Source organism: Embleya sp. NPDC020630, from assembly GCF_044334985.1.
GTDB lineage: Bacteria > Actinomycetota > Actinomycetes > Streptomycetales > Streptomycetaceae > Embleya.
Genome location: NZ_JBIRUB010000002.1, coordinates 1,007,953 through 1,030,721 on the forward strand (window position 1 = coordinate 1,007,953; position 22,769 = coordinate 1,030,721).

The 22,769-nt window shown below is 73.5% G+C and carries 15 protein-coding genes; 5 read left to right on the forward strand and 10 right to left on the reverse strand.

The genetic code is table 11. The features are described 5' to 3' along the window. Positions 1-170: 170 nt before the first annotated feature. Positions 171-854, reverse strand: coding sequence for a PaaI family thioesterase (locus ACH4XV_RS10565; RefSeq protein ID WP_395788336.1), 684 nt, complete (start codon positions 852-854; stop codon positions 171-173). Between the two features lie 166 nt (positions 855-1,020). On the opposite strand from ACH4XV_RS10565, the gene ACH4XV_RS10570 reads away from it, so the two are divergent. The 4 genes from ACH4XV_RS10570 (at position 1,021) to ACH4XV_RS10585 (ending at position 6,022) form a co-directional block, all read left to right on the forward strand. Then, the gene (locus ACH4XV_RS10570) at positions 1,021-1,881 is read left to right on the forward strand and encodes a MaoC/PaaZ C-terminal domain-containing protein (RefSeq protein WP_395788338.1); all 861 of its coding nucleotides are present in this window, start codon (positions 1,021-1,023) and stop codon (positions 1,879-1,881) included. 664 nt (positions 1,882-2,545) lie between these two features. Beyond that, positions 2,546-3,622, forward strand: coding sequence for a Zn-dependent alcohol dehydrogenase (locus tag ACH4XV_RS10575; RefSeq protein ID WP_379995859.1), 1,077 nt, complete (start codon positions 2,546-2,548; stop codon positions 3,620-3,622). A 196-nt stretch (positions 3,623-3,818) separates the two neighbouring features. Continuing rightward, positions 3,819-4,748 carry a 3-oxoacyl-ACP reductase gene (locus tag ACH4XV_RS10580; protein ID WP_078975047.1) on the forward strand — a complete coding sequence of 310 codons (930 nt, stop codon included), beginning with the start codon at positions 3,819-3,821 and terminating at the stop codon, positions 4,746-4,748. Between the two features lie 119 nt (positions 4,749-4,867). Further along, a complete protein-coding gene (locus tag ACH4XV_RS10585) occupies positions 4,868-6,022 on the forward strand; it encodes a hypothetical protein (RefSeq protein WP_395788341.1) in 1,155 nt (384 codons plus the stop codon). Between the two features lie 7 nt (positions 6,023-6,029). Here the strand turns inward: ACH4XV_RS10585 and ACH4XV_RS10590 are convergent, their stop codons facing one another. The 9 genes from ACH4XV_RS10590 to ACH4XV_RS10630 all read right to left on the reverse strand — a co-directional run bounded on the left by ACH4XV_RS10590 (position 6,030) and on the right by ACH4XV_RS10630 (position 21,649). Continuing rightward, positions 6,030-7,949, reverse strand: coding sequence for an ATP-binding cassette domain-containing protein (locus tag ACH4XV_RS10590; protein WP_395788343.1), 1,920 nt, complete (start codon positions 7,947-7,949; stop codon positions 6,030-6,032). 1,646 nt (positions 7,950-9,595) lie between these two features. Continuing rightward, the gene (locus ACH4XV_RS10595; protein ID WP_395788345.1) at positions 9,596-11,377 is read right to left on the reverse strand and encodes an ABC transporter ATP-binding protein; all 1,782 of its coding nucleotides are present in this window, start codon (positions 11,375-11,377) and stop codon (positions 9,596-9,598) included. 369 nt (positions 11,378-11,746) lie between these two features. Next, on the reverse strand, positions 11,747-11,884 hold the full coding sequence (locus tag ACH4XV_RS10600) for a VenA family class IV lanthipeptide (RefSeq protein WP_379995868.1): 138 nt from the start codon (positions 11,882-11,884) through the stop codon (positions 11,747-11,749). Between the two features lie 78 nt (positions 11,885-11,962). Beyond that, positions 11,963-13,780, reverse strand: a complete 1,818-nt coding sequence (locus ACH4XV_RS10605; protein WP_395788682.1) for an alpha/beta fold hydrolase — start codon at positions 13,778-13,780, stop codon at positions 11,963-11,965. Between the two features lie 5 nt (positions 13,781-13,785). Then, positions 13,786-17,004, reverse strand: coding sequence for a lanthionine synthetase LanC family protein (locus tag ACH4XV_RS10610; RefSeq protein ID WP_395788347.1), 3,219 nt, complete (start codon positions 17,002-17,004; stop codon positions 13,786-13,788). A 460-nt stretch (positions 17,005-17,464) separates the two neighbouring features. Then, on the reverse strand, positions 17,465-18,136 hold the full coding sequence (locus ACH4XV_RS10615) for a response regulator (RefSeq protein ID WP_395788349.1): 672 nt from the start codon (positions 18,134-18,136) through the stop codon (positions 17,465-17,467). Further along, positions 18,133-19,398, reverse strand: coding sequence for a sensor histidine kinase (locus ACH4XV_RS10620; RefSeq protein WP_395788351.1), 1,266 nt, complete (start codon positions 19,396-19,398; stop codon positions 18,133-18,135). Before ACH4XV_RS10620 ends, ACH4XV_RS10615 begins: the two co-directional genes overlap by 4 nt. Before the next feature lie 86 nt (positions 19,399-19,484). After that, positions 19,485-20,249: an SDR family NAD(P)-dependent oxidoreductase gene (locus ACH4XV_RS10625; RefSeq protein ID WP_395788353.1), complete on the reverse strand. Its 765-nt coding sequence runs from the start codon at positions 20,247-20,249 to the stop codon at positions 19,485-19,487. Positions 20,250-20,347: 98 nt separating this feature from the next. Next, complete coding sequence (locus ACH4XV_RS10630; protein ID WP_395788355.1) at positions 20,348-21,649, reverse strand: PASTA domain-containing protein; 1,302 nt, start codon at positions 21,647-21,649, stop codon at positions 20,348-20,350. Positions 21,650-21,816: 167 nt separating this feature from the next. Here ACH4XV_RS10630 and ACH4XV_RS10635 point away from each other — a divergent pair, with 167 nt between their 5' ends. Beyond that, positions 21,817-22,644: a Nif3-like dinuclear metal center hexameric protein gene (locus tag ACH4XV_RS10635; RefSeq protein WP_380031692.1), complete on the forward strand. Its 828-nt coding sequence runs from the start codon at positions 21,817-21,819 to the stop codon at positions 22,642-22,644. Positions 22,645-22,769: the final 125 nt, after the last annotated feature.

Genomic DNA, 22,769 nt, shown 5'->3' on the forward strand with positions numbered 1-22,769 from the left:
GGGCCCGGGGGGCGGGGGGTTTCTGTTGGGTTGGCCCCGGGGGGGGGGGGGTACGGGGGCGCCCCCCCCCGACGCCGTCTCGCGTGATCGACCGGCCCGACGCAGGCCCGCCCCGCCCCCGCGCGCCGGACCCATCCCGACGGCCCGGCCCCGCCCCGCCCCGCCCCGCCTCAGGCCCGCGCCGCTCGGATGAACAACGCCTCCGCGTCCGCAACCAGTTCGCCCCCGGCGTACGAGCGCGCCGTGACCCACGCCTTGCGGCCCTCGACCCGGGTGACGCCCGCCTCGTAGTCGATCCGCGTGTACAGCGGCGTCGCCCGCCGCATCCGCACGGTCAGCGACACGGTCATCCCGAGCGCCCCCGCGCCGGACTGGGCGCAGCCCATCACCTCGTCGAACGCCGCCGCCACGATGCCGCCGTGCACCCGCCCGTACGGGCCCTCGAACGCGGCGCCGAACGTCGCGTGCGCGCGCACCAGCGGACCGTCGCCGGTAATCGACATCGGCGGGGCGATCGGGTTCGCGGCGCCGATGAACGGGCTGCGCTCGTGCAGGGCCAGGTCGCGCGAGGTCGGTTTGCGCTCGCCCACACGGGTCAATGCGGCGATGCGATCCGCCAAATCTGATACATCGTCAGCTACGCTTTCGAGCATGGCCTCGGCGTCGTGCGGGTCGACCGTCTTCACCGCCTCGATCAGGCGGCGGGTCGCCTCGGCCAGGCGGTGTCGGGCCGCGCGGCCCGCGCTGTCGGGGTCCGGACGCGGCGTCCAGGTCAGGCGCAACTCGCGCAGTACGTCGGCCGGTACGGGCGGCGGCTCGGCGGCGTCCGAGGCTTCGGGGGCGGCGGCGGTCATGACGGCTCCCGGGGTGACGTGATCCCGGCCGCAGCCGGGCGAATGGCCGATCATTGCATGTAAAAAGAACGAGTTCTAGTTTTGGGCGGGTGGCGCGGCCCGGGGGGTCGGCGCCATCGCAGCCCGAGTCACCGGTCATCATCACAGCCACACCAGAGGAGACGCCATGCCGATCGACGCCGCGAAGGCCACCGGAGCAGAGCCCCGCACGGGTGAGATCGCCTGGTCGAACAAGGACGTGATCCTCTACCACCTGGGCCTGGGCGCGGGCACGCCCGCCACCGGCGCGGACGAGTTGCGCTACACGTACGAGAAGAACCTGCACGTGCTGCCCACGTTCGCGACCGTGGCCGGCACCAAGGTCGGCGGCAGCCTCTCCTCGCTGCCCGGCATCGACATCAACCTGCGCGCGGTGCTGCACGGCGGCCAGGAGATCGTGGTGCACAACCCGCTGCCTGCCAAGGCCAAGGGCGTCAAGGCGACCAGCCGGGTGGCCGACGTGTTCGACAAGGGCAAGGCCGCGGTGATCGTGCTCGAATCGTCGGCCGAGCTCGAGGACGGCACCAAGCTGTACGACTCCCGCGCCGAGATCTTCGTCCGGGGCGAGGGCGGCTTCGGCGGCGAGCGCGGGCCGGCGACGAAGATCGATGTGCCGGAGCGCCCGGCCGACCACACGATCGATGTGGCCACCCGCGCCGACCAGGCGCTCCTGTACCGCCTGTCCGGCGACTGGAACCCGCTGCACGCCGACCCGGACTTCGCCAAGGCGGCCGGCTTCGACACCCCGATCCTGCACGGCCTGTGCTCGTACGGGCTGACCCTGAAGGCCGTCGTGGACAACGTCCTGGGCGGCGACGTCTCGCGGGTCAAGCGCTACCGCACCAAGTTCGCGGGCATCTTCTTCCCCGGCGAGACGATGCGGGTGCGGGTCTGGGAAGAGGACGGGAAGCTGCTGATCAACACCTGCGCCGTCGAGCGCGACGAGGCGATCGTGCTCTCCGACACGGTGGTGGAGTACAGCGCCTGACGGCGCGCCACGGGCCCGGCGCGGAAGGCCGCGCCGGGCACCGGGTCGGGACTGGATCGCCGCTGCTCACCCGGCCGGAGGCCGGCGCTCCTCGACCCCGGTCTCGACGAGCAGCAGAGGGCTGTCCGGGGGAAGCGGTTGGTCCGCCTCTCCGTAGGCGGTCATCACCGCGGCGAGCCGGAAAAATCGCGAAAAGCGGCCGGACCCGCAGCCGGCGGGTGCTCAGGCGTGTGCCGTCCATCACCGGGTTCAGGATCGCCGTGCGGACGTAGGACTCCGGATGCTCCACCGACCGGGCCTGTCGGGTGCCCAGTGCCCGCGCCGGCGCCTCCCGGACGAGGTCCTCCGCGAGCGGCGCGTCGCCGCACTGCGGGTACGCGTCGCCCTTGAGTACCGTCCCGCGCGCGGTCGACAGCCGGGCCAACGCCGTACCGTCGGCGTCGCCGTCCTCCGGCGTTCCTGCCTCCGGTCCCCTTTTGTTCCGCCGCCGGGCTGCCATGTGATGTGACGTACAGGGGTGAGGTCTCGTTGGGGGAGCTGCATGCCTTTCGTCCCGCAGCAGGGGCGGATACCTTGACCGTGTCATTGGTCTTGAGTCAAAACAGGAACACGTTATAGTTCTTGACCGGGCCAAGTATTGGTGCAGGAAAGACGAGGAGCCCCCATGCGCGCAGCGGTTCTGCACGAGACCGGCCAGGACAAGCTCGACGTTCGTGACGACGTCGAGGCGGTGGGCATGGGCCCGGGGCGCGTGCGGGTCAAGCTGCACGCGACCGGTGTGTGCCACTCGGACCTGTCCGCGATGACCGGGGTCCTGCCCCAGCCCGCGCCGTTCGTACCCGGCCACGAGGGCGCCGGCGAGGTGGTCGAGGTCGGCGACGGCGTGAGCAGCGTCGCGGTCGGCGACCGCGTCATCATCTGCTGGGCGCCGCCGTGTGGCGCCTGCAACTACTGCCGCGGCGGCCAGTCCAACCTGTGCCTGGCCGGGTTCATGAACGCGGGCAACCAGAACTTCACCTTCGGCGGCACCCCGTCGTACGGCTTCACCGGCACCGGCACATTCGCCGAGGAGGTCGTCGTCGCCGCGCCGTGCGCCGTCAAGGTCGCCGACGACGTGCCCTACGAGATCGCGGCGCTGATCGGCTGCGGCGTCACCACCGGCGTCGGCGCGGTGTTCAACAGCGCGCGGATCCAGCCGGGCGCGTCCTGTGCGGTGATCGGCGCCGGCGGCGTCGGCATCGCGGTGATCCAGGGCCTGCGCGCGGCCGGTGCCGCCGACATCGTGGCGATCGACCCGGCCGAGTCCAAGCACGTGTGGGCGAAGAAGTTCGGCGCCACGCACGCGATCACCCCGGACCAGGCCGCCGACGCCAAGCGCGACCTGACCGCCGGCCAGGGCTTCGACTACGTCTTCGAGGTGGTCGGCAAGTCGTTCACCGCCCGCAGCGCGTACGAGCTCACCCGGCGCGGCGGCGACGTGATCATCGTCGGCGCGGGCGCGATGGACGACAACGTCTCGTTCAACATGTTCGAGCTGTTCTTCGACCAGAAGCGCATCATCGGCAGCATCTACGGCGGCGGCGACATCGTCTCCGAGTACGAGCGGATCACCAAGTTGTGGCGCGCCGGTCGGCTCGACCTGGAGGCGATGATCACCCACCGCCTCACCCTCGCCGACATCAACGACGCGTTCGACCTGATGAAGAGCGGCGAGTCGATCCGCACCATCGTCACCCTCTGACGAAGCACACCGAGAGCGCCCGGCACCACCCCGCAGCACCCCGCAGCACCCGGCAGCACCCACAAGCTCACAACAAGCGGCGCCGTAATCCGCACCCCGCCCACCCGACACCCCGGGTGGGCGGGTGGGCAGACCAATGCCCGAGCCAACCCACACGCGACCGCGGCAAAGCCACCGACCCCACGGGAGAATCCGCATGACCACGTCGCTGGATGGCAAGGTCGCCGTAGTCACCGGCGCCGGTCGCGGCCTCGGCCGCGCCGAAGCCCTCGAACTCGCGAAGCAGGGCGCGGCCGTTGTGATCAACGACTTCGCCCCCGAAGGCAGCCCCAACCCCGCCGACGACGTCGTCGCCGAGATCGTCGCGGCCGGCGGCAAGGCGGCCGCGCACCGCGGCGACGTCTCCGACTTCGACGCGGCCGGCAAACTGATACAGCTCGCGATCGACACCTTCGGCTCGATCGACATCGTGGTCAACAACGCGGGCATCCTGCGCGACCGGATGATCTTCTCGATGACGGAGCAGGAGTGGGACTCGGTCCTGGCGGTGCACGCCAAGGGCCACTTCAACACCACCCACCACGCCTCGAAGTACTGGCGGGAGAAGTCCAAGGCGACCGGCGGCGCGGTGTACGCGCGGGTGATCAACACCGCGTCCGAGGCGTGGCTGGCCGGTTCGGCCGGGCAGCCGAACTACGCCGCCGCCAAGTCGGCGATCGTCGGCCTGACCATGTCCACCGCCAACGCGCTGGTCAAGTACGGCGTACGGGCCAACGTGATCTGCCCGCGGGCGCGTACGAGCATGACCACGCACGTGTTCGGGGAGAGCGCGGGCGCGCTGGCCGAGGGCGAGCTGGACCCGCTGGCGCCCGAGCACGTCGCGCCGCTGGTCGCGTACCTGGCCAGCCCGGCCGCCGAACAGGTCACCGGGCAGGCGTTCGTGGTGCACGGCGGCTTCGTCGCGGTGATCGAACGCCCCACCCTCCAGGCCAAGTTCGACTCCAAGCAGGCCACCTTCACGCCGGAGGAGCTGGACCAGGTGCTCTCCGCGCACTACGCCGACCGCAAGCTCGGTGCCGGCTACACCGCGGACGACCTGCTGTTCCTCAAGCGCGACCCGCGCTGACTCCGAAGCGCGGGGCCGGAGGTGGCGCCATCACCTCCGGCCCCGCCTTTCGCCCGCACCGTTGACACGTGTCGTGCCGCGAGGGTCGCCTCTCGGGCCGCACCGAGAAGGGGTTCCCCGTGCTGACCTCCGCCGACGACTTCCCGATCCACCAGACCCCCGAGCCGGTGGCCACACCCGCCACCTCGGACCGCAACGCCTACGACCGCTACTGGTTCAACGGCTACGACCGCGACGGCGGGTTCTACTTCGCCGCCTCGCACGGCCTGTACCCGAACCGGTTCGTCGCCGACGCGCACTTCACGATCGGGATCGACGGCGTCCAGCACAGCCTGCACGCGTCCCGGCGGGCGCCGCTGGACCGATTCGACCTCACCGTCGGCCCGTTCGGCATCGAGGTACGCACACCGCTGAAGGTGCTGCGCCTGTACGTCGAGCCGAACGAGCACGGCCTCGGCTGCGACCTGACGTTCACCGCGCGCGCCGCGGCGATCGAGGAGGAGCGCACCACCACCCGCAACGGCCACCACGTGATCATGGACTCGACCCGGCTGACCCAGCTCGGCGTCTGGTCGGGCACCATCACGCTGCCCGGTGGCCGAGTGCTCGAGATCGACCCGGCGACCACGCTCGGCACCCGCGACCGCTCGTGGGGCGTACGCCCGGTCGGCGAGCGCGAGGAGGGCGCGCCCAAGCCGTTCAACCCGATGTTGTGGTTGTGGACGCCGATCCACTGGGCCGACGAGGTCAGCCTGTGGGCCTCGTTCGAGCGCGCGGACGGGCGGATGTACCACGTGGACGGCAAGCGGGTGGCGGCCACGCCGCTGGGCGCGGCCCCGGACCCGGCCGCCGTACCGCTGCCCGAGGACGAGCCCGCGTTCGCCACGCTGACGCCGCATCGGCACGCGCTCACATGGGTGCCGGGCACGCGGCGGATCGAGGGCGGCGAGTTCCACATGACGGACGAGAACGGGGAGCCGTTCGCGTACCGGATCGAGCCGATCGGCGCGCGCGGGCTGCTCGCCGGGCTCGGCTATCTGCACCCGGAGTGGGGGCACGGGGTCTGGCAGGGGGAGCTGAAGGTCGGCTACGAGAGCTGGGAGTTGGACAAGGTGGACCCGCTCCGGTTCGACCGCCAGCACCAGCAGCAGGTGATCCGGGTGACCGAACTGACCGGCGCGGGCCGGGTCGGGGTCGGGGTGGTGGAGCAGTTGTTCTTCGGGCCGCATGTGCCGTACGGCTTCAAGGAGATCCTCGACGGGTACGCGGGCTGACCCTGGGTCAGGTCCGGGGCGGTGCGCCCTCCGTGATCCTGGTCGGCTTCGTCGGCTTCTCGAACCAGCCGCCGGCGTCGGTGGGGCGGTGCTCCCACGCGCCGACCAGGTCGCGGTACAGCGGTGCGCGGGCGAGTAGTTCGTGGTGGGTGCCCGGGATCGGCCGGTTGCCGTCCATGAGCAGGATGCGGTCCGCGCGGCGGGCCGAGTCGATCCGGTGCGCGATCACCACCAGCGCGCCCGCGCGCGTCGCGAACGCGGCCTCGGCCAGCGCCTCGGCGGGCGGGTCCAGGTGGCAGGTGGCCTCGTCGAGGATGACGAAGCGGGCGGGGGAGAGGTACGTCCGGGCCAGCGCGATCAGTTGGCGCTCGCCCGCGGACAACGTGCCCGGGTCGGCGAGGCGGGCCTCGTAGCCGCCGAGCCGGGCGACCAGTTCGGCGGCACCGACCAGGCGCACCGCGCGGTCGAGGTCGGACCGGGAGACGTCGGGGTCGAGGTAGCTCAGGTTCTCGTGGACGGAGCCGGCGAAGACGTACGCCTCCTGCGGGACCACCGCGATCGTGTTCCGCAGCGCGGCTTCTGGGTGCGCGGCGAGCGGGCGGCCGGCCAGCGACACGGTGCCCTGATCGGGCGTCAGCAGGCCGGCGAGCAGCGCCGCGAGGGTGGACTTGCCGATCCCGCTGGGGCCGACGACGGCCAGGTGCGAACCGGCGTCGAGGGTCATCGACAGGTCGCGGACCACCGGTTCGGCGAAGGGGCCGTAGGCGAAGGTGACGCGGTCGAGGACGAGGGGGCCGGGGGCGGTGGCGGGTGACGGGAGTCGGGTGGGGCCTGTCGTGTTCGGGGCCGTCGCGGCGGGAGTCGCCGGGGCCGGGGCCGCCGTTTGGGCCAACCGCCCGGCGACCACGAGGAGTTCCAGCAACCAGCCGCCCACGGTCGCGGTCGCGGCGCGTACGGCGGGCTCCAGGTGCTGGGCCAGATAGAGCGCGGCGCCCGCCACCTCGCCGGTGCTGAGCATGCCTTCGCGGACCAGCCACGGGGCCGCGATCAATACGGCCAGCAGCGGGAGTTGGCCGCCCAGGGCGACCGCGAGCAGGCGTAGGGACGAGGCGCGCGCGAGCAGCCCGGTCGCGCGGGCCTGGGCATCGGCGGCGGCGCCGATCTCGGCGGCCACCCGATCCTGGGCGCCGCAGGCCACCACGTCCCGGAGCCCGGCCACGGTGTGGGCGGTGCGGATCGCGATGCGCTCGTCGGCGAGTACGAGGTTGCGCCGTCGCCTGGCCAGCGGGGGCAGCAGGCGGACGAACAACCAGGTCGCGAGGGCGAGCGGGATCAGCACGAGCGGGAGCAACACGGGGGCGAGGAGGGCGAGTCCGAGCAGGGCGGCGACGATGGTCACGCCGAGCTGGCGCAGCGTGCGCAGGAGCGAGGCGGTCAGATTGCGGCAACTCTCCACCTGCTCGGTGAGCCGGGCCACCGCCGCGTCGGCGTCCCGGCCCGCGTCCGGCCGTCCCGACGTCGCGTCGAGGACCGCCGAGGTCACCACCCGACGGACCAGGGTGTCCCGGAACGGCTCCACCACGTCAGCCAGATGCGGGAACATCGCGTAGGTGGCGGCGGCCCGAATCAGCATCGCCAGCGCGAGTACGCCCAAGAGCACGAACCCCACGCCGAGCCGCCCGACCAGGAACCCACGATCGAGCGCGGCGGCCAGTAGCGCCCCCGACAACAACGCCGGCACTCCCTCGGCCACCGACCACCCCAGGACCCGCCCCAACGCCGCCCGCCGCTCCCGCAACGCGTCTGCCAACAACGCCCGCCCAGCGCGCAGTCCGCCGCCGTAGGGGCCGGCGCTGTGTCGCCTTCGGCGCTCGGGGGTGGTCGCGCCCGGGGGCGGCGTCGGCGCGGCATCTGCCCCGAGCGGCACGGCAGGGTCGGGCGTTGCCGCGTGGGGCGCTGCCGTGCCGCCGATTGCTTCGCTCGGATCATGTGATGCCGGATCGGGGCCCTGGGTCCGGCTCGACCGGTCGCCGCCGGGCTCGGCCCACGCGGGGTCGTCGGGCGTGGCTGTGCGCCCGGATTCGTGCGGGCGGTTCGGTCCGTCCGGGCGGTTCAGGCGGTTTGGTCGGTTCGGCGCGGGGAGGGCGAGCGGCTGCGCGTCTTCCTCGTCGCGAACGCCGTCCGACGGATCGAGAGCGCCGGCCGCCGCGGACCGGGGCGTTGCTAGGGGGGCGGCGTCCGGTGGCGGGAAGGAAGGAGCCGAGCCGTCGTCGAGCGGTGCGGTGGGTCGATCTTCGGGAAGCGCGTTGCGCGCAAGCGCGTTTCGGAGGCCGCGTGCCGATTGTCTACGCGGCTTGCGGCGTCGGCCGCCGCTGCGTCGGGCGGGTGTCGGGCGGTCGGCGTCCTCGGCCCGAGCCGGATCCGGGGCCGGGGCACGGCCCACGCGCCGATGACGACGGGGTTTGCGCGCGGGGGCATCGGGCGGAAGCGGTGCCGGGTCGGTCGGCGTGGGCTTTGCTTCGGAGGCTGAGCCGTCCTCGTGGCGCGGCTCCGGTACCGCTGCCGCCGGTCGGGCGTCGGCCTGCGGGCGGCCGAGCGGGACTTCCGGGGCGGTATGCGTGGAGTCCGTCGGCGTCGGGTCGAGTGTCGAGCCATCCGGGCCCAGGCGTCGGCCGGTGTGCAGGAGGCGGCGCCGAGCTTGCCTGTTCGGTGGGTTCTGTACGTCGGCCCGCGTGGCGGCGGGGCTCGATTCCGAGGGGACCGGTGCGTCGTCGGTGCCCGGCTTCGATACCGCCGCCTCGCGTCGTCGGCCGGTGCGCAGGATTCGCCGCCCGCCTCCGTTTGCCGGCGTTGGCGGTGCCTCGTCCGGCCCTGGCTCCTCGTCGGCGTCCCGACGCGGCGCCGCTGCGTGGTGTAGGCGGCCGGGGCGGGGCGCTCGTCGGCGGCCCGGACGATCGGGTGATTCGTCCGGGTCGACCCGGATCGGGGTCTGGGCGACCTCCGGCGTGGTGCCCGACCACACCACCAGGCGGCGGGCGGATCGGGTCTCCGTGGCCCGGGGCGGCTCGCGGTCGCCCTCGTCGGAAGCGGTGGCGCGCTTGGCCGGCTCGGCGGGAAGGCCGCCCAGGTCCCAGATCGGGACCACCACCCGTCGGCGGCGGTCCGTCGGCCCGTCGTGGTCGTCGTCCGTCATCCGGCTTCCCCCTTCGGCCCCGGCCCGTTCGCCGGATTCCGTCCTGTCGTCGGCGGCATTCGCCGTCGGCCGCGCGGCGCTCGCGCGTGGTTTGACCATTCGCGTCGCGTGCACGGACACCGCCGAACACCAGGCCCACTCACCACTCCGCCCCCCGACCGAGCCCTCGCTGCAAGACCCGATCGCGCCCCGAGGCCGGGACCCACCGGCGGTCGCCACGGGGGCATCGACCTCGGGCCCGGTCGTGATGTCCGCCCCGACCCGGTCGCCGGTCCGGGACTCGACCCCGACCTCGGGCCCGGCCCAGGACCCCGACGAGGCCCCCGTCCACGTCTCGGGCTCGGCTCCGGCTCGGGTGTCGGCCCCGACCCCATCCCCCGTCACGTCCGCTCCTCCCTCGTGAATACCGCGCGGTATGCCGGGTCGTTCCACAGTTCCGTGTGTGGGCCGAGGGCCTTGATGCGGCCGGATTCGAGCCAGGCCACGAAGTCGGCGTCGGCCGCGGCCGTGGCGCGGTGGGCGACGACGATTCGGGTGCGGTCGGCGAGGCCCGTGCGGAAGGCCTCGTGGATGTGGTGTTCGGTGACCGTGTCCAGGCCGCTGGTCGCGTCGTCCAGCACCAGGACCCGCGCGTCCTGGACCAACGCGCGTGCCAGACCGAGCCGTTGCACCTCGCCGCCGGACAGCGCCAGGCCGTCGATCCGGGTCGCGTAGCCGGCCGGCAGTCGGCGGACGAAGTCGTCCGCGTAGGCCATCCGGGCCGCCCCGGTCACCGCCTCCGGATCCGCCCCGGGCCGGCCGTACGCCAGCGCCTCCGCCAGATCGGCGCCCACCAGGACCGGGCACGGAAACGCGTACGCGACCCCCCGCCGCAACTCGCCGCGCGCCAAGCGTGTCACCGGCAGCCCGTCGAGCAGCACCTCGCCCTCGTCCGGCTCGCGCAGCCGCCCCGCCAGCGCCGCCAGCGTCGACTTGCCCGACCCGGACGCCCCCACCAGCGCCACACACGCCCCCGCCGGCACCGTCAGGTCGATCCCGTCGAGCACCACCCGCCCCCCGGCCGAGTCGGCTGCCCGCACCCGCACCCCCCGGAAGACCAGTTCGCCGCCCCCCGGCGGCAGAGTGCGTGCGGTGCCGTACCCGGCGGGTTCGACCGCCAGCAACTCGGCCGCCCGTACCCGCCCCGCACGGGCATGCGCCACCCCGACCAGCGCCTCCACCTGCTCCAGGAACCCCAGACCCAGCGCCGCGTATCCGGCCGCCGCGACCAACTGCCCCGGGGGAATCCGCCCCTCGGCGAGCAACCACCCCGCCGTCGCGAGCACCGTCAGCTCGACCATCGGCGCGAGCAGCAACACCTGTGCGACGGCGCTGCGTTGGGCCCGCCACAGGCCGTGCCCGGCGGCCGAGAGCTCCGGCAGCGGGGCCAGGATCCGGGCGATCTCCCGATCACGCGTGCCGCACGCGCGGATCGTCCGCGCCCCCGCGAGCGCGTCGGTCAACCGGCCGGCCAACCCGCCCTGTACCGCCTGGTATCGAGTGAACAGGTCGGTCGCGCGGGCCATGAACACCCGCACCACGAGCAGCCCCGGCAGCAGCCCGCCCAGGAAGCCGACCGCGAGCCACGGATCGATCAGGGCCAGCGCGACGATGCCGCCGAGCGAGGTGACCAGTGCGCCGAGCGTGCCGAGCAGCGACGGGACGAGCCCGGCCGCGTCGGGCGCGGCGCCGACCAGGCGCGAGGTGACGTCGCCGGCGGGAAAAGGATTCCGCGACCCGGTGCCCAGGTCGGTGACGTGCACGGCGAGCCGGCGGCGCAGGCGCGCGGTGAGTTCGGCGGCCAGCCCCGGACCGGCGATCTCCGCGAGCAGCCCGGCCAGCAGGCCGAGGACCAGGACGGCGATCAGCCGTACGGTCGGCCCCGAGGCCAAGTCGCCCCGCACCACCGCGTCCACCGACCCGGCCACCGCCGCCGGCAACAACAGCGCGGCGATCGATCCGGCCGGGACGGCGAGCGCGAGGGTCACCGTCGCCCCGGGCGCCACCCGCAGCGCGCCGCGCACCCCGGTGCCGGTGCGATCCGTCGGCGCCGACGCCGGTTTCGGCGTCGGTGTCAGCGCGCCCGCCGGGAGCGCCTGCGCGGCTATCGGGACGTCGACCACGGCGTGCCTCCTCGGATGCGCGGACCGTCGAGCGCAGCGAACCGGCGCGGCAGCCGCGCCCCCGCTCCCGCCCTCGCCGTCGCGGGGGAAAAACGCGCGCGAGCGGCGTGCCCCCTGGGCGTCGGTCGCCCGGATTGCGATGCTGAACTGGGCCCGGTGACCGGGAGCTCCTGATTCCGGCAGGAACTCCCGGTCCCGGGTTCGTACTTGTCGAACAACCTGCCGACCCGACCGAAGCGTCGACCGGTCTCACGAGCGCGACCGATCGTGCCCGCGAACCGCGTCCGGCCGTCGAGTTCGGCTGCGGGGACCGTCTACCGAATCCGGGTGCCGAGTCCGGTACCGGATCCGCGTCCCGGACCCGGTGCGCTAGTTGATCGTGAAGAGCAGGCAGGTGATCAGCAGACAGGTGAACTGACACCCGTTGCCGCCGTGCCCGCCCAACTCGACCGACTCGGTCTCGGGAAGCTGCTGCAACGCGGCGAGGTCGGTTTCGATGTGCTCCATGGTGAATCTCCTTCGGGACGTGCCGCCGCCGCGAGCGGTTGCCCGCGACGGGTGGTGCGGGGCGATTCCCTCCTGTCGTCACACCCGGCCGGTTTGCAGGAAACCGGTGAGGTGGGCGTGGAGTTCGGGCGCCCCATCCCCGGCCAGGGCCTCATGGCCGAGACCGGGAAGCTCCAGATAACGAAAGTCGGCGCCCTCGACCCGGCCGTGCGCGAGCAGCGTGTGGCGCAGCGCCCTGGACTGGCCGACGGGGATGGTGTCGTCCCGGTCACCGTGCACGAACAGCAGCGGTACGGCGATGCGTTCGCACACCGCGAGCACGTCGCGCGGACCCTGGTCGTCGACGTATTCGGTGTCCCCGCCGAGCCGGGTCATCAGCGCGCGGATCGGCAGCGACGCCTCGGCGATCAACCTCGGCCCGGACAGGAACGGCGCGACCGCGAGGCAGCGCGACCACGCACTCGGCGCGAACGACGCGGCGAGCAGCGCGAGGTAGGCCCCGTAGCTGACCCCGAACAGGGCGGCCGGCGCGCGGCCGAAGGCGGCCCGCTCGGCGGCCAGGGTGCGGCCGATCGCGGTGACGTCGGCCAGATCCGGGCCGCCCCACGCGCCGTGCAGCTCGCGGGCGAAGCGGGCGCCGTATCCGGTACTGCCGCGCTGGTTCGGCGCCACCACCGCGATGCCCGCCGCCGCGAGCCGTTGCAGCAGCGGGTCGAACTCGAACCGCCACGCCGCCGCCGGGCCGCCGTGCAGGGCGAGCAGGACGTGCTCGGCGCACCGCCAGTCGGGGCCGCCGTAGACGATCGACTCGACCGGACCGGTCCCGCCGACCAGCAGTTCCAGATGGGCCGGCCGCCACTGGGGCCGGTCCGCGTCGTCGAAGCCGACGAACGGGCCCGGTTCGCCGTCCTGGCGCCACGACCCCGGCCGGTACGGGTCGAGCCGGGCCAGGCAACTGGGCCGATCCGGCGCGGAGAACGGGATCCGCAACCCCTGTTCGGTCCACCGGCCGACCGCGCCCAGGCACCCGTCCGGCGTGGCCGCCTCGATCAGCTCGCCATCCTCCGGGGTCCATACGGCCAGCCGCGAGATCGCCCCCCGGTCGAGCTGGATCGCCACCCGGCGGCCGTCCGGCGCGATCGCGATCGGGCGCACCTGCGCATCGGGCAGGTGTACGACCTCGGGAAACCGCACCCGGCCCGGCGCCTGCGTGCGATCGGCGGGCAGCCGGATCCAGCCGAGCCGGTCCGACCCCGGCGCGTCGCTCGCGATCACCAGCAGGCCGCCGACCGGATCGGCGAGCAGGAGCCGGTCGTTGCTCTCGTCGGTCAGCTCCAGGAACGGGCGTACCGTCGCCGTCTCCAGGTCGAGCTCGACCGTCTTGACCCGGCCGTCGCGCACCCTGTCCAGGGCGAGTCGGCCGCCGTCCGGGTCGAGCCAGACCCCGCCGCTGTACAGCCCCGACAACTCGGCGACGGGGTCCAACCGCCCGTCCTCACGGACCAGCCACACCGTCGTCGACGGGGACGTGTCCGCCCCGAGGGCGAGGGCGAGGGCGTCCGTACCGGGGTAGGGGAGCAGCCGCAGGCCCGGCAGCCGGACCATGGCCAAGTGCCGTTCGCTGCCCGCGTCGTCGGCTTCGAGCAGGACCAACTCGTGCCGCCCGGGCTCGTGTCGGCAGGCCAGTACCCGACCGTCGGGGAGGGCGAGCAACTGCGTGTGCAGCCGCTCGGGCGCACCGGTGCCGACCGGGATCGCGCCACTGGCCCGTCCCGGCCGCAACGACCACGACTCCACCCGCCACGTGCCGTCGCCCGGCGTGGCCAGGCACGTGGCGTGCCCGCCGTCGACCGCGAACGACCAACTGATCCGGCGCAGCGGTCGAGTCGACACCATGGTGCTCACGCTTCCTCACCGTCCAACCACAACCGCGCTCCGCCATGGCGGAGCCGGAGCAGGAAGCCGAGGACACCGGCGGTGCCGGTGCCGTACGAGGCGGACACACCCGTGGCGCTTTCGTCGGCCGGCACCCGCAGGCCGTCGACGATCGCGGTCCGCACCCGCAGCTGATCGGCGAGTTCGGCGGCCCGCGCACGATGGATCGGCTCGCCCAGCGCCTCGGCGAGGTCGAGCAGGAACTCCCCGTTGCCCGCGAGGCCGTGGCACGCGGTGGTGCCCGAATGCCACCGGGCACGATGGGCCGCCGCGCCGGCCCGCTCGGCCAGGTCGCGGTGGAGCGGATCGTGGTCGGCCCGCCACAGCCGGATCAGGAATGTACCGACGCCGGCCGAGCCGCTGCACCAGTACGCCAACCGGACCCCCGCCGGATCGCCCGGACCCTGCGGCCACCACGCGCCGTCGCCGTCGACGCGCACGGTGCGGGTGAGGGTGTGCGCCGCCGCCCGGGCGCCGTCGAGGTAGCCCTCGCGGCCGGTGGCCAGCGCCGCTTCGAGGAGGAACGTGCCGACCCCGGCGACGCCGTGCGCGAATCCGAGGTGCGCGGCGCCGGCGAGGCGCGAGTCGAAGTCCTGCGGTACGGGCCACAGGGTCAGGTCGCCGGCCTGCCGGGCGGCGCCGAGCAGCGTGTCGGCACACGCGACGACGCGCTGTCGGAAACGTTCGTCGCCGGTGGCCCGCCACATCCGGACCTGGAGCAGACCGGCCCCGGCGGCGCCGTGGCACACGTCCGGGTTGGGCCAGGCGATCGGTACGCGTAAGGCGAGGTCGGCGGCGCCGGCGGCCAGTTCGGCGTCGCCGAGCAGCGCCGCCGCGTCGTGCAGGGCCCAGGCGGTGCCGGAACGCCCGAAGTGCAGCCCGGGTAGGACCACCGGCTCGGTCGCGGCCCGATCGCGCAGCCAGGCGGCGCCGTCCTCGACCGCGCGATGCAGGGTGTAGCGCAGCCGGGGTTCGAGCGTGGTGGTGTGCGCGGCCCGGGCCAACACGCCGAGCACGCCGGCCGCGCCGTACTGCACGCTGCACGGATCCATCGCCGCCGCGCCGGCCGTCATCGGCCACAGCCGATCCACCCGCCCCGGCGTCATCGTGGCCACGAGGTGCGCGAGCCCGTCCCGAAGCAGCACATCGTCCTCCGGCGGCTGCGGATGCGGCGGCACCTTGTCACCCTCGGTATCCGGATGCGGCCGAGGCCCATCCGGCACATCCCGCCGCCCGGCACATCCGGCCCGCCCGTCGGCGGCACCGCCGAGGCCCGACTCGCGGCGGGGGCCGTCGCCCGGCAGCCCTGCCGGTACGAGTCCCGACCGTTCGTCCACCGCGCCCACGGCGTGGTCCGATTCGCGGCGGGGGTCGTCGCTCGGCAGGTCTGCCGTCATGCGGTCCGACCGGCTGCCCACCCGGTCGCCCGACAGGCCCACCGACTGTGCGCGCGTCACGTTTCCCACGCCGGTAGGCGTCCCGTCGCTCGTCCCCGTGGCTGCCCTGTCGCTCGGCTCGCAGCGCGAACCGGTGGCCGACCCGCCGTTCGGCCCGGCGGCAGCCCCGTCGTCCGGCTCACCGCTCGGCCCGTCGCCCGAGCTCGAGCGCGCATCGTCGACCGTGTCCGCCGCGTCCCCGCCCGCCGTCCCCGCCGCGAAGGCCGATGCCCGCTCCGTCGACCAGCGTTGTGTCGGGTCCTCGTGCCACAGGCCGCGGATCGCCGGGGCCAGGCGCCGTGCGGTTTCGCCGTATCGGGCCGCCAACTCCAGCCATGCGCCGAGGCGTTCCACCGTGTCGCGGGTGGTGCCGACGTCCTCGGGCAGGGCCGGGTCGGCGCCGGTGGCGAGCAGGAAGAACAGGCCGCCGAGGCTGTACAGGTCGGCTGAGGGATCCGCGCGATGGCTGCCGTCGACGCCCGGCCGCTGCTCCGGCGCCCGATAGCCGGGCGTACCCGCGGCGCCGGCCGACACCCCGATCTCGGCGGCCAGTTCCAGATCCACCAGCCGCAGCGCGCCGTCCGGTCCGACCAGCACATTCGTCGGCGACAGGTCGCGAATCACCAGACCCTCGCCGTGCACGGTCCGGACCAGCCGGATCAGCCCCTCGACGAGAGGCCGCGCGAGTGCCCACGGTACGCCCGGATCCGCGGCGTTCCGGACCACCCAGGCACGCAACGGCTCGCCCGGTACCCGCTCCTGGGCCAGGAAGATCGTCTCGGCCTCTTCGAGCAGCGCGACGTGCCGAGGGGTTACGCCGGTGTGTTCGAGTCGCCGCATCAGCACCGCCTCGTGCCGCAGCGCCGCGCACGCGTCCCGCCCGGAGCGGTCCACCTCGATGTGCGCGCGGGCCTGCTTGACCACGACGTCGGTGTCGTCGATGGTGTCCTTGCCCAGGAACACGCCGCCCTTGGCGGAGTGCCGCAGCGCCGAGGTGACCGCGAATCGGCCGCCGATCAGCACCGCCGCCCGCCGAGGCGCCGGCTCGGACGCGGCGGCCGGCGCCGAACGGGCCCGTCGTACCAGCGGATCGGGCGCCCACGACGGCGGAGTGAACCACGCCTCCCGGGCGTCATCCACGGCCGACCCGTCGGGATCGGTCAGCACCGCGCGATAGCCGCCGTCGTTGCCGAGCACCGCCCGACGGCCGAACCCGCCGTAGCGGTAGTGCACCACGCTGCCGGGCCGGCACGGCCGGTCGGAGAGGATGCCCGGGCCGGTCAGCTCGCGGGTGACCTCGTCGAGCGCGTCCACCAGTTCCATGAACTGCTCGTCGTCGTCGGGATAGACGGTGATGAACTTGCCCGCCGAAGCCCGGTCCGCCTCACGCGAGTTGAGCATCCGCAGCCGCTCCAGGTCACCGGCGAACTTGAACGCCACCCGGCGCGGCAACAACACGTCGCACACCCGGCCGAGCACATGCGGGGCGTCCCCGGTCCGCGCGCTGACATGGATCTTCCAGCCCTGCGCGCGAGCCGCGTGGCCCGGCGGCCGTACGGTGCACCAGAAGTCGTCGGAGCGTACGTCCCACGCATCGGTGGAGCCTGAGGGCCGCCCGTCGTTTCCCTGTTCCCGGGCACCGACCGCATCGCGATCGAGCGCCGCACGGACGCGGTCGACCAGGTTCGTACCCGGCGCGCCGTGGCCGCCGGTGCGCTCCGCCCGGTGCCCACGAGTCGTCGTCGCCATCCCTGGACTTCCCCCTCGACAGTGCCCTCGCGCCCCGGCCGACGACGCGTCGCGCGCCCGTCGACCGATGCCCGGAAACGGTTGTCGAGCGACCGGGTGCCCCGGTCGCCGACGCGGCCACCCCGCCTCGGATCGCTCCCCCCGACGGGACGGCATGACCGTACGCAGCGCCTTCGGGCCACCTCAACGAGTTACGACTCCCTTCACCCAATTGAGTGAAGTGACCCGCATTGAGGACCAGTTGGTCAGTTCATCTGCATATTCCCGCCCAGCCACCATCCCCCCAGCTCACCCCACCCACCGCCCCACCCCCACACGCCAGAGGATGGCCTGGCCGGAGGAGATCGAGGCCGGCGACCAGTCCCGGCCCCCCGCCTGGTGAACACGATCAGGTGCGGGGCCGAATGACGACGGCCGCGGTGAGGTAGCCGTGTCCAGGTAGACGTAAGCCCGCATGTCCCTACTCGGCGATGCCGCGTTGTTGGGCCAGGATTGCGGCTTGGACTCGGCTGTTGAGGCCCAGTTTGGTGAGGATGCGGCTGACGTGGGTTTTCGCGGTGGCCTCGGCCATGTCCAGGTGGGCCGCGATGCGTTGGTTGGACATGCCTCGGCCCAGGCAGGCCAGGACGTCGCTTTCGCGCGGGGTGAGTGAGGCCAGGGCCTCGGCGGGGACCTCCGGGCCGTCCGTCGGCCGGGTCGGGGGCGGGCTCGCGAACGCGTGGATCAGCCGACGGGTGACCTCCGGCGCGACGAAGCCGTCGCCGCGCGCGACCAGGCGTACCGCCTCGACCAACCGGGCGGCGTCGGCCGTCTTGAGCAGGAAGCCGGCGGCGCCCGCGCGCAGTGCGCCGAACACGTACTCGTCCAGGTCGAACGTGGTCAGCACGAGCACGTCCAGGCCCGCCGCGGTCAACTCCCGGGTGGCGCTGATCCCATCGAGGCGCGGCATCCGTACGTCCATCAGCACCACGTCCGGCCGCAACGTCCGGGCCAGCGCCACCGCGTCCTCGCCGTCGGCGGCCTCGCCGACCACCTCGATGCCCGGCTCCGCGTCCAGGATCAGGACGAGCCCCGCCCGGACCGCCGCCTGATCCTCCGCGACCAGCACCCGCAGCGTCTCGGGGTCGTTCACCCGATCCCACCCTTCGGCCCCGTCGGGGCGTTCTTGATTCCGGCGTCGAGCACCACGTCGTCACCGCAGGGGAGTTCGGCCCGCAAATGCCACCGGCCGTCACGCGGGCCCGCCTCGAACAGGCCGCCGAGCAACGAGACCCGCTCCGACATGCCGACCAGACCCGCCCGCGCGCCGGGCAGTCCGGTGACGTGGTCGGGGTCGATCCCGTTCTCGCCGGTGATCACCACATCATCGGCGCGATAGGCGAAGACCAGGCGCAACCGCTGCGGCGTGGCGTGCTTGAGGGCGTTGGTCAGTGTCTCCTGGACCACCCGATAGGCCGCGAGGTCGACCGGGGTGGGCAACTCGCGCACCATGCCGACGATCTCGATGTCCACGTGCAGCCCGGCCCGGCGCACGTGTTCGACCAGTCGATCGGTCTCGGCCAGGCGAGGTACCGACACCGGCTCCTCGGGAGCGTTCTCCGAGCGCAGCAGACCGATCATCCGGCGCATCTCGGTGAGCCCCTGCACGCTGCTCTCCCGGATCACCTCCAGCGCCTCGCGCAGCCGCGCCTCGTCCAGGCTCTTCACGGACAACGCGGCGGTGGACTGGACCGCGACCGCGCTCAGGTGGTTGGCGATCACGTCGTGCAACTCGCGGGCCATCCGCGCGCGTTCGGCGATCACGGCGGCTTGGTGGTCGAGTTCGGCCAGCCGCGCCGTCTGGGCGGAGCGCAGCCGTTCCACCTCGGCCTTCTCCCGGTGCTCGCGCACCGAGAACCCGGTGAGCGCGGGGGAGATGGCGACCAGGCCGATGTAGAAGACGGCGAGGACGAAGGTCCGAAAGCTGCGGGTCGTCGCCCAGATGGTGATCGTACTCACCACCAGCACCGTCAGATTGCCGTACAACAGGCGCCAGGCCAGTCGCGAACTGCCGTACACGCTGACCGCGTACAGCACGTCCGACCACATGATCAGGCCGCCGATCGAGGGCCCGAGCACGGTGTCGACGCCCTCGCCGACGAGTCCGATGGCGAGGGCGAAGCGCGGCGACGAACTGCGGTGGCACTGGGCGACGGTGAGCAGCAGCAACGGCGCGAGCCGCAACCACGGACTCGGATCCCACACGCTCCAGACCACATACGAACGGGTGAAGAGCAGGACGAGCGCGCCCACGAACACCACGCCGCCGATCGCGCAGTCGCGACGGATCGGCGGCGCCAGGCCGGGCAGGTGTACGGGCAGGGGGCGCTGCCACGCGGAGGTCTGATCGCTCACGACCCCATCCCAACATCATGGGGACGAGCGTGCCGACCATTGCCGCCGATCGACGGGGGAAAGCTCCCGGTTCGCAGTGATTACCGCTATTTCGGCTGAAAGCGAATCCCGCCGTCGAGCCGGATCACCTCGGCGTTGAGGTAGCTGTTCGTGAGCAATTCGTACGCGAGCGAGGCGAACTCGTCGGGCACGCCCATGCGCTTGGGGAAGAGCACCTGCGCGCCGAGGGTGTCCTTGACCGCCTGCGGCGCGGCGGCGAACAGCGCGGTGTCCATGGTGCCCGGCGCGATGGTGTTGACCCGTACGCCGATCGCGGACAGGTCGCGCGCCACCGGCAGGGTCAGGCCGACCACGCCGGCCTTGGAGGCGCCGTACGCGGCCTGCCCGATCTGCCCGTCGAACGCGGCCACCGAGGCGGTGCACACGATCGCGCCCCGCTCGCCGTCGGCCTGCGGCTCGACCGAGGCCATCGCGGCGGCGGCCAGGCGGACGGCGTTGAACGTGCCGGTCAGGTTCAGCCGGACGATGAACTCGAACGCGGCCAGCGCATGCGGGGTGCCGTCCCGCGCCACGGTACGCGCGCCCATGCCGGTGCCCGCGCAGGACACCAGGGCGCGCAGCGGCGCGACGGCGACGGCCGCGTCCACCGCGGCCTGTACCTGCTCCTCCTGCGTGACGTCGGTGGCGACGAAGACACCGCCGATCTCGGCGGCGACCGCCTTGCCGCGTTCCTCGTTCCTGTCCGCGATCACCACGGAGGTGCCGCCGGCCGCGAGCCGGCGGGCGGTGGCCTCGCCGAGCCCGGAGGCCCCGCCGGTGACGATCGCGGACGCGCCGGTGAGATCCAGCATGAGCAAGCTCCCTTCGCCTGTTCTTGACTGAAGCAAGCTATTGCATGGCATGGGGAAGCGACCAGGCCCGCAGCGTCGACCGGCCCCGGCCCCCGCCGTCAGCGCGGCGCCGGAGACCCCGTGCTCGGCGCCGTCGCCACCTTCACGGTCACCGTCGAGCCGCGCCGAACCTTCGCTCCCTCGCCCGGAGCGCAGTCGAAGACCGTGTCCTCCGGCGAATCCGCGGTCGGCACACGCACGATGTGCGCCACCAGGTCGGCGCCGCGCAGCCGGGACTCGGCCTCGGACGACGACGCGCCGACCAGCGGCGGCACCGTCGTCGTCGCCGGCGCGGTCGCCGTGGGGGAGGAGATCGGCGCGGCGGTGGTCGGCGGCGGGGTCGTCCTGGCCCCCGACATCACCACCACGACCTCCGCCCGATCCCGGTCCACCTTCGTCCCGGCCGCCGGGTCGGTGGACACGATCGTGCCGCCGCTGCCCCGGACGGTGCCCCGGAAGCCCTTCTCGCGCAGCAGCGCGACGCCCTGCGCCTCGGTCATCCCGACCACGTTCGGCACGGTCAGCCGAGTGGGCGCGCTCGTACTGGGCACGGCCGAGTCGCTCGCGTCCGGCGTGCTCGTCACCGGTGCCTCGATGGTCGGCCCGGCGGCCGGCATCGGGCTCGTCGACTCCGGCACGGCCGTGGTCGGATTCGTCCTGGCCGCCGGCGAGGTGTCGTCCGAATCCGCCATCGCCATGCCGAGCACCACGGCCACCACGATCGCGGCCACGGTGGCGAACACGGCCGCGACGACCTTCGTCCGCCGATTCCCGTTCCGATGCTCGCGGTCGACCGAGGCACCCGCGGCCGCCCCCGCCGCGCCCCACGCCCCCGCGCCGGCGCCGGCGACCACCCGAACCGAGAACGGCGCGCACGCCGCCACCCGCATGTCCCGGGCGGAGACCACCCGCACCGGCACGTCGTTCTCCTCGACGACCCGGGAGTCCTCCTCGAACGCGCTGCCGCCACCGTCCGCGCCGACCTCGCCGAGGCCGAACATCCCGTTCGGCGCGAGCTGGTCCTCCACGTCCGGGGGCACCGTGTACACGATCGTCCAGGTCCGGACCTCGCCCGGATGCAGCTCGGGCGGCCCGGGTCGGTCGAGGCCGATCCGCCGGGCGGCGTCCCGGGGCAGTTCCGGGTCGTAGACGTCCGACACGCTGCCCGTGTTGCGCAGGGTCAGCGTCACCATGACCGTCTCGCCGGGAGCCGCGGTGATCCGACGGGGCTCGCACCACGCCTGTACCGCGCAGGCCGGGTCGCCCATGCGCTGACCGTGCAGGTCGGTGCCGCATTGTTCGCCCGGGCAGTACGCGTCCGTCTCCAGATAGGGCGTACCGCACAGCAGACAGTGCAGCATCGTCGTCGTCCCCCTCGTGTCGTACGACAGTGCGAGCCTGCATACCGCACAAACGCTGCGGATGGGGCCGACTTCACACAACCCGGAGGCATTCCGGTGTGCTCCGTCACCGTCCGTCCCGGGATGCCCGAATCGGGGCGGCGGGCGCGGAGAGGTAACCTCCCTTCGTGCCCAAGCTCTCCGACGTCGTCGCCACCCTCGAACGGATCTACCACCCCGACTGGGCCGAATCCTGGGACGCGGTCGGGTTGGTCTGCGGCGACCCGGACGCCGAGGTGCGCTCGGTGATGTTCGCCGTCGACCCGACCCTGGCGGTCGCCGAGGAAGCGCTCGCGCGCGGCGCCGACCTCCTGGTCACCCACCACCCGCTCTTCCTGCGCGGCGTGCACTCGGTGGCCGCGACCGGGTTCAAGGGGCGTGTCGTCCACCGGCTGATCACCGGTGGTTGCGCCCTGCACGTGGCGCACACCAATGCCGACTCGGCCGCCCCCGGGGTCTCCGACGCACTCGCCGCCGCCCTCGGGCTGACCGTCACCGCGCCACTCGACCCGGCCCCGGCCGACCCGAGCGAGTGCCGGGGCATCGGCCGGATCGGCGAGTTGGCCGCCCCGGAGACGCTGGCCGCGTTCGCCGCCCGGGCCGCCCGAGCCCTGCCCGCCACCGCGACGGGCCTGCGCGTGGCCGGCGACCCGGATCGCCTCGTGCGTACCGTCGCGGTGTGCGGCGGCGCGGGCGACAGCCTCTTCGCGGCGGTCCGACGCAGCCGCGCCGACGTCTACGTCACCGCCGACCTGCGCCACCACCCGGCGTCCGAGGCGCTGGAAGCCGGCGGCCCCGCGCTGCTCGATGCCCCACACTGGGCCACCGAGTGGCCGTGGTTGCGCTACGCGGCCGACGAACTCACCCGTGCGCTGACCGCCGGCGGTACTACGGTGGAAACCCACGTCTCGGAACTAGTCACCGACCCATGGACGTTCCACACACCGCATCCCTGAACGCCGCCGTACCCACAGCCACAGCGACACCGCCACACCACACCTGCCACACCGCGACCGGGCACCGCGACGCGGATGATCGGCCCGCCGGCCCGTCCGCGCCGTATCCACCCGACCCGTATTCA

What these genes read in the sequence shown, in the direction of transcription:
- ACH4XV_RS10565 (WP_395788336.1), bottom strand. Translation starts at nt 854, where the DNA reads ATGACCGCCGCCGCCCCCGAAGCCTCGGACGCCGCCGAGCCGCCGCCC.
- ACH4XV_RS10570 (WP_395788338.1), top strand. Translation starts at nt 1,021, where the DNA reads ATGCCGATCGACGCCGCGAAGGCCACCGGAGCAGAGCCCCGCACGGGT.
- ACH4XV_RS10575 (WP_379995859.1), top strand. Translation starts at nt 2,546, where the DNA reads ATGCGCGCAGCGGTTCTGCACGAGACCGGCCAGGACAAGCTCGACGTT.
- ACH4XV_RS10580 (WP_078975047.1), top strand. Translation starts at nt 3,819, where the DNA reads ATGACCACGTCGCTGGATGGCAAGGTCGCCGTAGTCACCGGCGCCGGT.
- ACH4XV_RS10600 (WP_379995868.1), bottom strand. Translation starts at nt 11,884, where the DNA reads ATGGAGCACATCGAAACCGACCTCGCCGCGTTGCAGCAGCTTCCCGAG.
- ACH4XV_RS10605 (WP_395788682.1), bottom strand. Translation starts at nt 13,780, where the DNA reads ATGGTGTCGACTCGACCGCTGCGCCGGATCAGTTGGTCGTTCGCGGTC.
- ACH4XV_RS10610 (WP_395788347.1), bottom strand. Translation starts at nt 17,004, where the DNA reads ATGGCGACGACGACTCGTGGGCACCGGGCGGAGCGCACCGGCGGCCAC.
- ACH4XV_RS10625 (WP_395788353.1), bottom strand. Translation starts at nt 20,249, where the DNA reads ATGCTGGATCTCACCGGCGCGTCCGCGATCGTCACCGGCGGGGCCTCC.
- ACH4XV_RS10630 (WP_395788355.1), bottom strand. Translation starts at nt 21,649, where the DNA reads ATGCTGCACTGTCTGCTGTGCGGTACGCCCTATCTGGAGACGGACGCG.